The sequence below is a fragment of the Streptomyces sp. NPDC033165 genome, assembly GCF_055577965.1.
Genome location: NZ_JBVIPK010000006.1, coordinates 333,584 through 346,551 on the forward strand (window position 1 = coordinate 333,584; position 12,968 = coordinate 346,551).

A 12,968-nucleotide genomic window follows, 5' to 3' on the forward strand; every position below is an offset into this window, starting at 1 on the left:
TGTTGCCCACGCGTCACTTGCGCACCGTGCATGCGCGGATTCCCGCGGCGCGGTGCTCAAGTCACTTGCTTGTCAGTCGCACGGAAGGCATACCCATGGGCTCCGCGAACGGCAGACACCGCCGCCCTCGCCAGGCACCCGCCATCGTCGTCGCCGCAGGCGTGACGGGATCGGCCATCGCCATCCCGCTGCTCGGCGCGAGCGGCGCACACGCGGCCGAGTCCGCCACCTGGGACCGGGTCGCGGAGTGCGAGAGCGGCGGCATGTGGAGCGCCGATCTCGGCAACGGCTACTACGGCGGGCTCCAGTTCTCGCAGGAGACCTGGTCGGCGTACGGCGGCACCACGTACGCGCCCCGGGCCGACCTCGCCAGTCGCTCGCAGCAGATCGCCGTCGCCGAGAAGGTCCTGGACGACCAGGGGGCGAAGGCCTGGCCGAGCTGCGCGGTGATCTCCGGCCTCGCGGTGGACGGCAGCCTGCCGGGAGTCGACCCGGGCACCGCACCCTCGGATGAGCCGACGTCAGCCCCGACCGACGAGACGGATGTGTCCGGCGAGACGGGTGAATCGAGCACGGTCGACCAGGCTGATGGAAGCGGCAAGGGCGACAAGGACGACAAGGGCAATAAGGGAAGTAGAGGAAGTAAGGGCGATACGCCTGATACGTCCGCCGGTGCGGGCGACGGCGCCAAGGGCGACGGCGACGGCGGCGCGGGAGAGGAGAGCGGCGCCCCCGACCCCTCGGCGACCCCTTCCGCCCCGCCGGCGTCCGAGGCGCCCGACGTCTCGGAGCCCTCCACGGCCCCCGACGCCTCGACGGGCGACGAGCGCGAGGCCGGCGGCAAGCACCGGGGCGCCCCCGCGCCCGAGGAGGCCGACGCTGCGGGCGGGGACGGCCCCCGTGAGTCCGGTCGGCATGCTTCGCGGGGCGAGGGTGACGCACGGGACGGCGGCGCGGTCGCCGGTGACTACGTCGTGCAGCCCGGGGACAGCCTCTGGGCGATTGCTGACGCACAGAAACTTCCCCAGGGGTGGACCGGTCTCTACGAGGCCAACAAGGACCTCCTGGGCTCCGACCCGGACCTGATCCTCCCCGGTCAGAGCCTGGACGTGGGGCTGGGGCAGGGTGCTTCCGAGGGCGCGGGGGAGCCCGCCGCCAACTGATTCAAACTCGGGAAAACGCCCCGAAACCCCGGGCAGTTCAGAGGCCTATGTCCACTTTTGTGTAAGTGAGACATGGGTCTCTTTGCTTCAACTGGCCCAGCTCGCCCGGCTCGTCCGGGCGCATCGCCTCCGACCTGCGGAAACAGTCCGCCGTCCCTGGTCAGTTCGGGTCGATTGCCCCCTATGTCCATCTTTGAATGTCGGGGTTGCCTGTGTTTACGGTCGGAACCGCTCGCACCGCGGGCCCCGTCGACCGTCACGCCGAATCCTGCCGTCGGTCGAGGGGAACAGACGCGTAAGCGCCGTAGGCAGGAGCGGGGGAACCAAGGTAGGCCGCCGGATCCGTACGGGACCGGCTTGGGGTGAAGTCGTGCGAGCCGCGCGACCGGGCAACTCATCAGCCCGAACCCGACAGCTCACCTCGTAGGCGTCGGTGAGGAGATTCGTTCCATGCTGCTGAACAGCAAGGGCAAGCACCGCCGCCCGTCCAAGGCCGTCCGTCTCGCCACCCTCGCGGGTGTCACCGGTGCCGCCGTCGCCGTCCCGCTGATGGGCGCGACCAGTGCTTCCGCGGCCTCCGTCGAGACCTGGGACGCCGTCGCCCAGTGCGAGTCCGGCGGCAACTGGTCCATCAACACCGGCAACGGCTACTACGGCGGGCTCCAGTTCTCGCAGTCCAGCTGGGCCGCCGCCGGAGGTACGCAGTACGCCGCGCGCGCCGACCTGGCCACCAAGGGCCAGCAGATCGCCACCGCCGAGAAGCTCCTCGACATGCAGGGCCCGGGCGCCTGGGCCTGCGCCGGTGCGGGCGGTCTCACCAACGACGGTGTGGACCCGGGTGTGAACACCGGCTCCGGCCAGGCGCAGCCCGAGCGCCAGGCCGAGCAGCCCACCACGCGCAGCGAGCAGCGCACCGCTCCGCAGGCCGAGAAGAAGGCCGAGAGCAAGAAGACCGTCACCACCCCGACCGGCGAGAAGGTCAAGAAGGGTGACGGCGAGTACAAGGTCAAGCCCGGCGACACGCTGAGCAGCATCGCCGAGAAGGAAGACGTCAAGGGCGGCTGGAGCAAGCTCTTCAAGCTCAACGACGACATCGTCGAGGACGCGGACCTGATCTTCCCGGGTCAGCAGCTCCACCTGAAGTAAAACGCCGTCTCTCCTCCCCGGAGGGAGGATGCCCGGCGGCCCCTCCCTCGCACGGCTCCCCGGCCCGGCGCGCTCACCCCCGTGCGCGCCGGGCCGGGGTCTTTGGGTGTGCGGGGCGCGGGGTGGCCGGGGGCGGATGCGTTCACCTCTTGTCGGCAACTTGCCGGCAGTGCTTGTTACTGAGCAGTAGATTTTTGGAGTTTTGTCCCGTCATGCAGGTCCTTGGGCCCTTTTTCGTCCCAGGAGGCGGGCGGTCGGCCGGCTCACGCGGCCGGGCCGGTTAGGCTCGTGTCGCAAGGCCACAGTGACCCTGCACAACCAGTGTCATATCCCAGAAGGAGATGCCTCGTGCCGTCCATCGACGTCGTCGTAGCCAGGGAAATCCTCGACTCCCGGGGCAACCCCACGGTCGAGGTCGAGGTTGGCCTCGACGACGGCAGTACGGGTCGTGCTGCCGTTCCGTCCGGCGCCTCCACCGGTGCGTTCGAGGCCATCGAGCTTCGCGACGGTGACCCCAACCGCTACCAGGGCAAGGGCGTCGAAAAGGCCGTCCTCGCCGTCATCGAGCAGATCGGCCCGGAGCTCGTCGGGTACGACGCCACCGAGCAGCGCCTCATCGACCAGGCGATGTTCGACCTGGACGCCACCGAGAACAAGGCCTCGCTCGGCGCGAACGCCATCCTCGGCGTCTCGCTGGCCGTCGCCCACGCCGCCTCCGAGGCGTCCGACCTGCCGCTCTTCCGCTACCTCGGCGGCCCGAACGCGCACCTGCTGCCCGTTCCGATGATGAACATCCTGAACGGCGGCTCGCACGCCGACTCCAACGTGGACATCCAGGAGTTCATGATCGCCCCGATCGGCGCGGAGTCCTTCTCCGAGGCCCTGCGCTGGGGTGCGGAGATCTACCACACGCTGAAGAAGGTCCTCAAGACCAAGGGCCTGTCCACCGGACTCGGCGACGAGGGCGGCTTCGCCCCGAACCTGGAGTCCAACCGCGCCGCCCTGGACCTCATCGTCGAGGCCATCAAGGAGGCCGGCTACGTCCCGGGCCGTGACGTGGCGCTCGCGCTCGACGTGGCCGCGTCCGAGTTCTACAAGGACGGCGTCTACGAGTTCGAGGGCAAGTCCCGCTCGGCCGCCGAGATGACCGAGTACTACGAGGAGCTCGTCTCCGCGTACCCGCTGGTCTCCATCGAGGACCCGCTGTACGAGGACGACTGGGCGGGCTGGAAGATCATCACCGACCGCATCGGCTCCAAGGTCCAGATCGTCGGCGACGACCTCTTCGTCACCAACCCGGAGCGCCTGGCCCGTGGCATCGAGGAGGGCTCCGCCAACGCCCTGCTCGTCAAGGTCAACCAGATCGGTTCGCTGACCGAGACCCTGGACGCCGTCGAGCTGGCCCAGCGCAACGGCTTCAAGTGCATGATGTCGCACCGCTCCGGCGAGACCGAGGACGTCACCATCGCCGACCTCGCCGTCGCCGTGAACTGCGGCCAGATCAAGACCGGTGCCCCGGCCCGCTCGGACCGCGTCGCCAAGTACAACCAGCTGCTGCGCATCGAGGAGATCCTCGACGACGCCGCGGTGTACGCGGGCCGCTCCGCCTTCCCGCGCTTCAAGGGCTGACCCGTAGCCCCGAGACGGTAGCCTCCGCCCGTCCCCGCACCCGGTCCCGTACCGTGTGCGGGGACGGACGTGCGTAGCGGGGAGGCGGGAGACATGGCCGGGAAGAACCGCGACCGGTTCTCCACCGCGACCAGGCTGCGCCTGCTCGGCGAGCAGACCGCGGCCCGCGTGTACCGCTCGCAGAGCCGCCGTCAGGCCCGCCGCTCCCGGCTCACCGGCCGGGCCGCGTTCCTCGCGCTGATCGTCTGCTCCCTGGTGGTGGCGCTCGCCTACCCGATGCGGCAGTACGTCTCCCAGCGCGACGAGATCGCCGAGCAGGAGCGGCTCTCGCGGCAGGCGGAGCGGCGCACCGAGGAGCTGCGGGACGAGAAGGCGCGGCTCCAGGACGACGCGTACATCATGCGGCTGGCCCGCCAGCACCTCCATTACGTACTCCCCGGGGAGACCGGCTACACCGTGGCCGACCCCGACGCGGCGAAGGACCGCCGCGGCGAGCCGGGGGCGAACGCCCGCCCCTGGCACACGAACCTCTGGGACGGCGTGGACAGCGCCGACCGCGACTGACGTACCTGATTCACCTCCGACCTCCCCTCCGACGAGCTTCCGAGCAGAACCAAGGCAGGCATGGAAACGCCCCCTCCGCAGACCGAGTCCACCAAGCCCACCGACGCGGACATCGCCGCGTTCCAGCAGCAGCTCGGCCGTCCGCCGCGCGGCCTGCGCGCCATCGCGCACCGCTGCCCGTGCGGAAACCCGGACGTGGTGGAGACCCAGCCCCGTCTGGAGGACGGCACGCCGTTCCCGACGACGTACTACCTGACCTGCCCCCGGGCGGCATCGGCGATCGGCACGCTGGAGGCCAACGGGGTCATGAAGGAGATGACGGCCCGTCTGGAGACCGACCCGGAGCTGGCCGAGGCCTACCGGGCCGCGCACGAGGACTACATCACCCGCCGCGACGCCATCGAGGTCCTGGAGGGCTTCCCGAGCGCGGGCGGCATGCCGGACCGGGTGAAGTGCCTGCACGTCCTGGTCGGCCACTCGCTGGCCGCCGGGCCCGGGGTGAACCCGCTCGGCGACGAGGCCATCGCGATGCTGCCGGAGTGGTGGGCCAAGGGCCCGTGCGTCACCCCGTGCACCGACTCCGAGGGGCCGGACGCATGACCCGGGTCGCCGCCGTCGACTGCGGTACGAACTCCATCCGGCTGCTCGTCGCCGACGCGGACCCCGCGACGGGCGCGTTCACCGAGCTGGACCGGCGGATGACGATCGTCCGCCTGGGTCAGGGCGTCGACCGGACCGGCAGGCTCGCCCCCGAGGCGCTGGAGCGGACGTTCGCGGCCTGCCGGGAGTACGCCGCCGTGATCAAGGAGCTGGGCGCCGAACGCGTCCGCTTCGTCGCCACCTCCGCCTCCCGGGACGCCGAGAACAGCGACGCGTTCGTGGCCGGTGTCCTGGACATCCTCGGCGTCGAGCCCGAGGTGATCACCGGCGACCAGGAGGCCCAGCTCTCCTTCGACGGGGCGACCAAGGAGCTGGCCGGCGGCGACCACCTGGCGAAGCCGTATCTCGTCGTCGACATCGGCGGCGGCTCCACCGAGTTCGTCCTCGGCTCCGAGACGGTCGCCGCGGCCCGCTCCGTGGACATCGGCTGCGTCCGGATGACCGAGCGCCACCTGGTCGCGGACGGGGCCGTGGTGGACCCGCCCACGCCCGAGCGGGTCGCCGCGATCCGCGCGGACGTGGACGCCGCGCTCGACCTCGCCGCGGGAAGCGTGCCGCTCACCGAGGCGGCGACGCTCGTCGGCCTCGCGGGCACCGTGACCACGGTCGCCGGGATCGCGCTGGAGCTGGAGGCGTACGACTCCGAGGCCATCCACCACTCCCGGATCACCCGCGGCCAGGTCCGCGCGATCACCGAGCATCTGCTCCGGTCGACCCACGAGGAGCGCGCCGCGATCCCCGTGATGCACCCGGGCCGGGTCGACGTGATCGGGGCCGGGGCGCTCGTCCTGCTCGCCGTGATGGAGCGGACCGGCGCCCACGAGGTCGTCGTCAGCGAACACGACATCCTCGACGGCATCGCCTGGAGTGCGGCGGGCTGACCGGGGCCGACCGCTCGGCCACCGGCACCGCGAGGAAGTTCGTGAACTTCTTCACAAGGAATTCGGCCCTGTTGGGCGCAGTTCGGCCCCCCGGGGGCCGAACGGGTCGCCCGCAGGGTCGTAACGAACGGTTCCGGACATGTTCCGTACGCGTTGCGCGCGCATGAAAGAGGGCGGTGGTTCACTCGGCCCGGAGGGTCAAGGGCCAGCTCACAAGCGGTGAACAACGTCTTCCGCGGGGTCGTGGTTCCCTTTTGTGCCCATGACCTGGGTCACGTGGGCGGCGAAGTGTAGCAGAGGGCCACTCAATCCTTGTGAAGGGGCTCACGAGCACCCCCTCCGGGCGGGGTGGATACTCGATGGCATGAGCACCACGGAGCGTCCCAGGATCCTCGTTGTAGGCGGTGGGTACGTAGGCCTGTACGCAGCTCGTCGCATTCTGAAGAAGATGCGGTACGGAGAGGCGACCGTCACGGTCGTCGACCCGCGGTCGTACATGACGTACCAGCCCTTCCTCCCCGAAGCTGCCGCAGGCAGCATCTCGCCTCGGCATGTCGTCGTCCCGCTGCGACGCGTGCTGCCCAAGGCTGAGGTTCTCACCGGTCGTGTCACGACCATCGACCAGGACCGCAAGGTCGCCACGGTCGCGCCGCTCGTCGGCGAGGCCTACGAGCTGCCCTTCGACTACCTGGTCATCGCGATGGGCGCGGTCTCCCGTACCTTCCCGATCCCCGGCCTCGCCGAGCAGGGCATCGGCATGAAGGGCATCGAGGAGTCCATCGGCCTGCGCAACCACGTCCTGGAGCAGCTGGACAAGGCTGACTCCACGACCGACGAGGACGTCCGCCGCAAGGCGCTCACGTTCGTCTTCGTGGGTGGCGGCTTCGCCGGTGCGGAGACCATCGGCGAGGTCGAGGACATGGCCCGCGACGCGGCGAAGTACTACACCAACGTGAAGCGCGAGGACATGCGCTTCATCCTGGTCGACGCCGCCGACAAGATCCTTCCCGAGGTCGGCCCGAAGCTGGGCGCCTACGGCAAGGAGCACCTGGAGAGCCGCGGTGTGGAGATCTACCTCTCCACCTCGATGGACTCCTGCGTCGACGGCCACGTGGTCCTGAAGAACGGCCTGGAGGTCGACTCCAGCACCATCGTGTGGACCGCCGGTGTGAAGCCGAACCCGGCGCTCGCGCGCTTCGGTCTGCCGCTCGGCCCCCGCGGTCACGTGGACACCTCCGAGAAGCTCCAGGTGCAGGGCACCGACTACATCTGGGCCGCGGGCGACAACGCCCAGGTGCCGGACATGGTCGGCCGCCGCGCGGGCAACCCGAACGCCTGGTGCCCGCCCAACGCCCAGCACGCGCTGCGTCAGGCGAAGGTCCTCGGCGACAACGTGATCTCCGGCATGCGGGGCTTCCCGCAGAAGGAGTACAGCCACGCCAACAAGGGTGCGGTCGCCGGTCTCGGCCTGCACAAGGGCGTCGCGATGATCGTCATGGGCAAGGTGAAGATCAAGCTCAAGGGCCGTCTCGCCTGGTACATGCACCGCGGCTACCACGGCATGGCCATGCCGACCTGGAACCGCAAGATCCGGATCTTCGCCGACTGGACGCTGGCGATGTTCCTCAAGCGCGAGGTCGTCTCGCTCGGCGCCATGGAGACGCCGCGCGAGGAGTTCTACGAGGCCGCCAAGCCGGCCCCGGCTCCGGCCGCCGCCAAGTCCGAGGGCGAGAAGGCCAAGGCCTCCTGACCTCCCGGTGAGGCAGCTCCGCGAGGAGCAACCGTACGACGCCCGAAGGGGCCGTCCGCCATCCGTGGTGCGGACGGCCCCTTCGGCGTTCCCGGGGCGCTGCCTGTGCCGTTCGTGCACGCTTTGCCGATTCGTTGCCCGGTAGCGGGATGACGGAGCGTACGGAGACAGTTGACGCAGATGTACCTCGCGTGGCACCGAGGAGCGTGTCGCGGCGGGGCAGCGAGCATGTCCTACGCATCGTGATACGTGCATATCGGGGAAACACCACCACGGAGGTGTGCGCCATGGCCGACGCCGCGTCGCGGCTGACCGCTCTCGCCGAGGAGCTGCTCTCGGAACCCCTCCCGGTCCGCATCCGGGCCTGGGACGGCAGCGAATCGGGGCCGCCCGGAGCCCCGGTGCTCGTGATCCGGCACCGCCGCGCCCTGCGCCGGCTCCTGTGGAAGCCGGGCGAACTGGGCCTGGCCCGCGCCTGGGTGGCCGGGGAGATCGACGTCGACGGCGATCTGTACGAAGCGCTCACCCGGATCGCCGGGCTCCTGTGGGACCGGGGCGCCGACGCCAAGGACGCCGTCCACCCGGTCCGCGACCCCGCCGCCCGCGCCTTCGCCCGCGGCCTCATCCAGCTGGCGGGCCCCTGGCCGCCGCCCGCCCCGCCCGCCGAGGAGGTGCGCCGCCGCACCGGGCCGCTGCACACCAGACGCCGCGACAAGGAGGCCATCAGCCACCACTACGACGTCGGCAACGACTTCTACGCCCTGGTCCTCGGCCCGTCCATGGTCTACTCCTGCGCCTACTGGCAGGACGGCGGAACCCTGGAGGACGCCCAGCGCGACAAGCTCGACCTGGTCTGCCGCAAACTCGCCCTGAAGGAGGGCGACCGCCTGCTGGACGTCGGCTGCGGCTGGGGCTCGATGGCCATCCACGCCGCCCGCGAGTACGGGGCGCGGGTCACCGGCATCACCCTCTCCCGGGAACAGGCCGCCCACGCCCGCAAGCGCATCGCCGAGGATGGCCTGGCCGACCGGATCGAGATCCGCGTCCAGGACTACCGGGACGTCGGTGACGGACCGTACGACGCGATCTCCTCGATCGGCATGGCCGAGCACGTCGGCTCGGTCCGCTACCGCGAGTACGCCGATGACCTCTACGCCCTCCTGAAGCCCGGCGGCCGCCTTCTGAACCACCAGATCGCCCGCCGCCCCGAGCAGGACGAGGCCGCCTACCGCATAGACGCGTTCATCGACTCCTACGTCTTCCCGGACGGCGAACTGGCCCCGGTCGGCCGCACCCTGACCACCCTGGAGGAGGCCGGGTTCGAGGCCCGGGACGTCGAGGCGCTGCGCGAGCACTACGCGCTGACCCTGCGCCAGTGGGTGGCCAACCTGGAGCGGCACTGGGAGCGGGCCGTGGCGGCCACCTCACCGGGCCGGGCCAGGGTCTGGCGGCTCTACATGGCCGCCTCCGCGCTCTCCTTCGAGCACAACAAGATCGGCGTCAACCAGATCCTCGCGGTGCGCCCGCCGGAGGGCGGCGGCTCCCGGTTGCCGCTGCGCGCCCGCGCCTGGACGGAGCGGGCGGACGACTGACCCGTACGCCTACCCCTCCGGTACGGGCGAGGGGCCGGTGCTCCGCTTCCCAGCGGTGCACCGGCCCCTCGTCGTCCCCTCGTCCCGGCCCTCGGGCCGCCCGCCTACTCGGTCTTGATCGCCGTCAGCATGTTGAGCTTCGCCGCGCTGCGGGCGGGCCACAGCGAGGCGAGGACGCCCACCAGCCCGGCGAGGAGCAGGAAGATCGCGAGCCGGTCCCACGGGATGACCAGGGCGTAGCCGGGGATGTCGGCGGACAGCGTCCGCCCGATCGCCCAGCCGAGGAACACCCCGAGGCCGACCCCGATCACCGCGCCGAAGACCGAGATGACGATGGCCTCCAGACGGATCATCCGCTTGACACGGCCGCGGTCGAGACCGATCGCGCGGAGCATGCCGATCTCCTGCTGCCGCTCGAACACCGACATCGCGAGGGTGTTCACGACCCCGAGGACCGCGATCAGCAGGGCCATGGCGAGCAGCCCGTACATGATGTTCAGGGCGGTGTTGATGAAGCCGCCGAACATGTCACGGATGTCCTGCCGGTCCATGACGCTCATCGCCGGGTTGTCGCCGAGCGCGTCCACGATGGACTGCTCGTTGGCCTTGCTCGCGCCGCCGTCCGTCTTGATCCAGATCTCGCGGATCTCGGGGCGGGAGGACGCGCTGTGCTGGTCGGCGAGCTCCTTGGGGATCACGAAGGTCGACAGGAAGTCGTTCTCCTTGTAGACCGCCCCGACCGTGATCTCGCCCTTCTTGTCGTCGTCGAACTTCACCGGGAGGGTGTCGCCGGTCTTCCAGCCGTTCGACTTCGCGGTCTTGGAGCCGACCGCGACCTGGCCGTCCTTCAGCGAGCTCAGCGAACCGGAGACGGTCTCCAGCGAGAAGACCTTCTCCACATCACCCGGGTTGACGCCGGAGGCGGACTGGAACTCCCCGTCGACCTCGAACCAGGCAGCCTGCTGCGGGGAGATCGCGGAGACCCCGTCGGCCTTCTCCAGGGCGGTGAGCGCCGACCGGTCGAGCGAGTCGCCACTGGCCATCGTGACCATGTAGTCGGCCTTGATGTTGTCCGTGGTCATCTTGTCGATGGCCTGGCCGAGGGTGACGCCGAGCACCGAGATCCCGGTGACCAGGGTCAGCCCGATCGCCAGCGCGGAGGCCGTGGCTCCGGTACGCCGCGGGTTGCGGACCGCGTTCTGCGAGGCGAGCTTCCCGGAGACGCCGAACAGCTTCTTCAGCAGCGGCCGCACGAGGGCGATGACCGGACGGGACAGCAGCGGGATCAGGATGATGATGCCGATCAGGGCGAAGAACGCCCCGGCCGCGACCAGCTGACGGCCCGAGGTGCCGCCCGAGGCCGCGCCGCCGACGATGCCCGCCGCACCGAGCAGGGCGATCACACCGCCGATGGAGTTCCGTACGACCAGGGACTTCACGGAGGCCGTGGCGTGCACGCTGCTCATCGCGGCCACCGGGGCGATCTTCGCGGCCCGGCGGGCGGGCAGCCAGGCGGCCAGCACGGTGATCAGGATGCCGACGGCGAAGGCGGACCCGACCGCGACCGGGGAGACGACCAGCGGGCCCGCGGGGATCTTGCCGCCGAGGAGCCCCATGGCGGAGCGCAGGCCGGTGGCGAGGCCGAGGCCGAGGGCGAAGCCGATGACGGAGGCGAGCGTGCCGACGACGGCGGCCTCGATCAGCACCGAGCGCTTGACCTGGCGGCGGGAGGCGCCGATGGCCCGCATCAGGGCCAGCTCACGGGTCCGCTGGGCGACCAGCATGGTGAAGGTGTTGGCGATGAGGAAGACCCCGACGAACAGGGCGATGCCCGCGAAGGCCAGCAGCATGGTGTTGAGGCTGGTGAGGCCGCTCTCGATGTCCTCGGCCTGCTGGTCGGCGAGCGCCTTGCCGGTCTGCGCTGTCGCCTCCTTGGGCAGCAGCGGCAGGATCTCGTCCAGCAGCTTCTGGTCGGAGGCGCCCGCGGCGGCGGTCACGGTGGCGTCCTGGAAGACGCCGGGCTTCAGGTAGAGCTTCTGGGCGGTCGGGGTGTCGAACAGTACGAGGCTGCCGCCCGCGTTGACCGCGCCGTCCTCGGTGGTGAAGACACCGGAGAGGGTGTACTCCTTCACCGGGCCGTTGGTGGCGACCCGCACCGGGTCGCCGACGCGGTACTTGCCCTTCTCCGCGGTGTCCTTGTCGAGCGCGATCTGACCGTTCTTCACCGGGCCGGTGCCCTGGGTGAAGTCGTACGCGCCGTCCTTGCCGTCCTTGCCGGGGGCGAAGTTGCCGCCGGTGTTGGACCAGCCGTTGCCGATCAGCTTGCCGTCCGGGTCGGCGACCCCGGCGAAGCCGTTGACCCGGCCGGTGGCGGAGGCCACGCCGTCCAGGCCGCGGATCTTGTCCAGGGTGGCCTCGTCGAGGCCGGGGGTCTTGTCGTCGCGGCCGCCGGCGTGGGTCGAGACGGCGACGGCGACGTCGTCGTAGCTCTTGGCCGACTGGTTGCGGAAGGCGTTGCCGAGGGTGTCGGTGAAGACCAGGGTGCCGGAGACGAACGCTACGCCGAGCATGACGGCGAGCACGGTCATCAGCAGCCTGGCCTTGTGCGCGAGCACATTGCGCAGGGCGGTACGGAACATGTCTGAGTGTCCTGGGATGGGTTCCGGAAGGGGGAGGGGGACGCGGTCGGGCCTTGGGCCGTACGCGTCAGCTGGTGCGGCCCTTCGCGTCGAACGCCTTCATACGGTCGAGGACTCCGTCGGCGGTGGGGTGCATCATCTGGTCGACGACCGCGCCGTCCGCGAGGAAGATGACCCGGTCCGCGTAGGAGGCGGCCACCGGGTCGTGCGTGACCATCACCACGGTCTGGCCCAGCTCGCGCACGGAGTTGCGCAGAAAGCCGAGGACCTCGGCGCCGGAGCGGGAGTCCAGGTTTCCGGTCGGCTCGTCACCGAAGATGATCTCGGGCTGCGAGGCCAGGGCGCGGGCCACGGCGACGCGCTGCTGCTGACCGCCGGAGAGCTCGGTCGGGCGGTGCTTGAGCCGCTCGGAGAGCCCCACCATGTCGATGACCTTCTGGAGCCACGCGGCGTCCGGCTTCCGGCCCGCGATGTCCATCGGCAGGGTGATGTTCTCCAGCGCGGTGAGCGTCGGCAGCAGGTTGAACGCCTGGAAGATGAAGCCGATCTTGTCCCGGCGCAGCTGGGTGAGCTGCTTGTCCTTCAGCGTCCCGAGCTCGGTGTCGCCGATGCGGACCGAACCGCTGCTGAAGCTGTCGAGACCGGCCACGCAGTGCATCAGCGTCGACTTGCCGGAGCCCGAGGGGCCCATGATCGCGGTGAACTCGCCCTGCGGGAAGTCCACGGTCACCCGGTCCAGGGCGACGACCTGCGTCTCACCCTGGCCGTAGACCTTCGACAGCTCCGTGGCGCGGGCGGCTACCGCGGTGGCGCGGTGAACGGTGGGGGTGGTGGTCACAAGGACGCTCCTGGTTCGGGTGATGCGGATGGCACACGAGGTGCGGGGCGGGCGCTGACGGCGCTGCCCGGGGACTTACTCCATCGTCACGTCCCGATCGCGCCGG

10 protein-coding genes and 1 riboswitch are annotated in these 12,968 nt (G+C 70.4%); of the genes, 8 read left to right on the top strand and 2 right to left on the bottom strand.

Annotated elements, in window-relative coordinates; translation table 11 throughout:
• Positions 1-95: 95 nt before the first annotated feature.
• The 8 genes from ACZ5WC_RS17485 to ACZ5WC_RS17520 all read left to right on the top strand — a co-directional run bounded on the left by ACZ5WC_RS17485 (position 96) and on the right by ACZ5WC_RS17520 (position 9,385).
• Positions 96-1,163, top strand: a complete 1,068-nt coding sequence (locus ACZ5WC_RS17485; protein ID WP_468541603.1) for a transglycosylase family protein — start codon at positions 96-98, stop codon at positions 1,161-1,163.
• 290 nt (positions 1,164-1,453) lie between these two features.
• Positions 1,454-1,608: riboswitch (cyclic di-AMP (ydaO/yuaA leader) on the top strand.
• Between the two features lie 5 nt (positions 1,609-1,613).
• Positions 1,614-2,309, top strand: coding sequence for a transglycosylase family protein (locus tag ACZ5WC_RS17490; protein ID WP_468541604.1), 696 nt, complete (start codon positions 1,614-1,616; stop codon positions 2,307-2,309).
• Between the two features lie 348 nt (positions 2,310-2,657).
• Complete coding sequence (gene eno, locus ACZ5WC_RS17495; protein WP_468541605.1) at positions 2,658-3,938, top strand: phosphopyruvate hydratase; 1,281 nt, start codon at positions 2,658-2,660, stop codon at positions 3,936-3,938.
• A gap of 93 nt (positions 3,939-4,031) precedes the next feature.
• Positions 4,032-4,502 (top strand): FtsB family cell division protein, encoded by a 471-nt coding sequence (locus ACZ5WC_RS17500; RefSeq protein WP_468541606.1) that lies wholly within the window; start codon positions 4,032-4,034, stop codon positions 4,500-4,502.
• A gap of 60 nt (positions 4,503-4,562) precedes the next feature.
• Positions 4,563-5,102: a DUF501 domain-containing protein gene (locus ACZ5WC_RS17505; RefSeq protein WP_096627003.1), complete on the top strand. Its 540-nt coding sequence runs from the start codon at positions 4,563-4,565 to the stop codon at positions 5,100-5,102.
• The gene (locus ACZ5WC_RS17510; RefSeq protein WP_468541607.1) at positions 5,099-6,043 is read left to right on the top strand and encodes a Ppx/GppA phosphatase family protein; all 945 of its coding nucleotides are present in this window, start codon (positions 5,099-5,101) and stop codon (positions 6,041-6,043) included. The genes ACZ5WC_RS17505 and ACZ5WC_RS17510 overlap by 4 nt, the downstream gene beginning before the upstream one ends.
• A gap of 364 nt (positions 6,044-6,407) precedes the next feature.
• Positions 6,408-7,793 carry an NAD(P)/FAD-dependent oxidoreductase gene (locus tag ACZ5WC_RS17515; protein WP_103532092.1) on the top strand — a complete coding sequence of 462 codons (1,386 nt, stop codon included), beginning with the start codon at positions 6,408-6,410 and terminating at the stop codon, positions 7,791-7,793.
• 287 nt (positions 7,794-8,080) lie between these two features.
• On the top strand, positions 8,081-9,385 hold the full coding sequence (locus tag ACZ5WC_RS17520) for a class I SAM-dependent methyltransferase (protein WP_468541608.1): 1,305 nt from the start codon (positions 8,081-8,083) through the stop codon (positions 9,383-9,385).
• A gap of 104 nt (positions 9,386-9,489) precedes the next feature.
• On the opposite strand, the gene ACZ5WC_RS17525 is transcribed toward ACZ5WC_RS17520, so the two are convergent.
• Together ACZ5WC_RS17525 and ACZ5WC_RS17530 are read right to left on the bottom strand one after the other, a co-directional pair.
• The gene (locus ACZ5WC_RS17525; RefSeq protein WP_468541609.1) at positions 9,490-12,024 is read right to left on the bottom strand and encodes an ABC transporter permease; all 2,535 of its coding nucleotides are present in this window, start codon (positions 12,022-12,024) and stop codon (positions 9,490-9,492) included.
• A 67-nt stretch (positions 12,025-12,091) separates the two neighbouring features.
• Positions 12,092-12,862 carry an ABC transporter ATP-binding protein gene (locus tag ACZ5WC_RS17530; protein ID WP_096627007.1) on the bottom strand — a complete coding sequence of 257 codons (771 nt, stop codon included), beginning with the start codon at positions 12,860-12,862 and terminating at the stop codon, positions 12,092-12,094.
• Between the last annotated feature and the right edge of the window lie 106 nt (positions 12,863-12,968).

Excerpts from the sequence above, each read along its gene's own strand:
- ACZ5WC_RS17485 (WP_468541603.1), top strand. The coding sequence starts at position 96 with ATGGGCTCCGCGAACGGCAGACACCGCCGCCCTCGCCAGGCACCCGCC.
- ACZ5WC_RS17490 (WP_468541604.1), top strand. The coding sequence starts at position 1,614 with ATGCTGCTGAACAGCAAGGGCAAGCACCGCCGCCCGTCCAAGGCCGTC.
- ACZ5WC_RS17500 (WP_468541606.1), top strand. The coding sequence starts at position 4,032 with ATGGCCGGGAAGAACCGCGACCGGTTCTCCACCGCGACCAGGCTGCGC.
- ACZ5WC_RS17505 (WP_096627003.1), top strand. The coding sequence starts at position 4,563 with ATGGAAACGCCCCCTCCGCAGACCGAGTCCACCAAGCCCACCGACGCG.
- ACZ5WC_RS17510 (WP_468541607.1), top strand. The coding sequence starts at position 5,099 with ATGACCCGGGTCGCCGCCGTCGACTGCGGTACGAACTCCATCCGGCTG.
- ACZ5WC_RS17515 (WP_103532092.1), top strand. The coding sequence starts at position 6,408 with ATGAGCACCACGGAGCGTCCCAGGATCCTCGTTGTAGGCGGTGGGTAC.
- ACZ5WC_RS17520 (WP_468541608.1), top strand. The coding sequence starts at position 8,081 with ATGGCCGACGCCGCGTCGCGGCTGACCGCTCTCGCCGAGGAGCTGCTC.
- ACZ5WC_RS17525 (WP_468541609.1), bottom strand. The coding sequence starts at position 12,024 with ATGTTCCGTACCGCCCTGCGCAATGTGCTCGCGCACAAGGCCAGGCTG.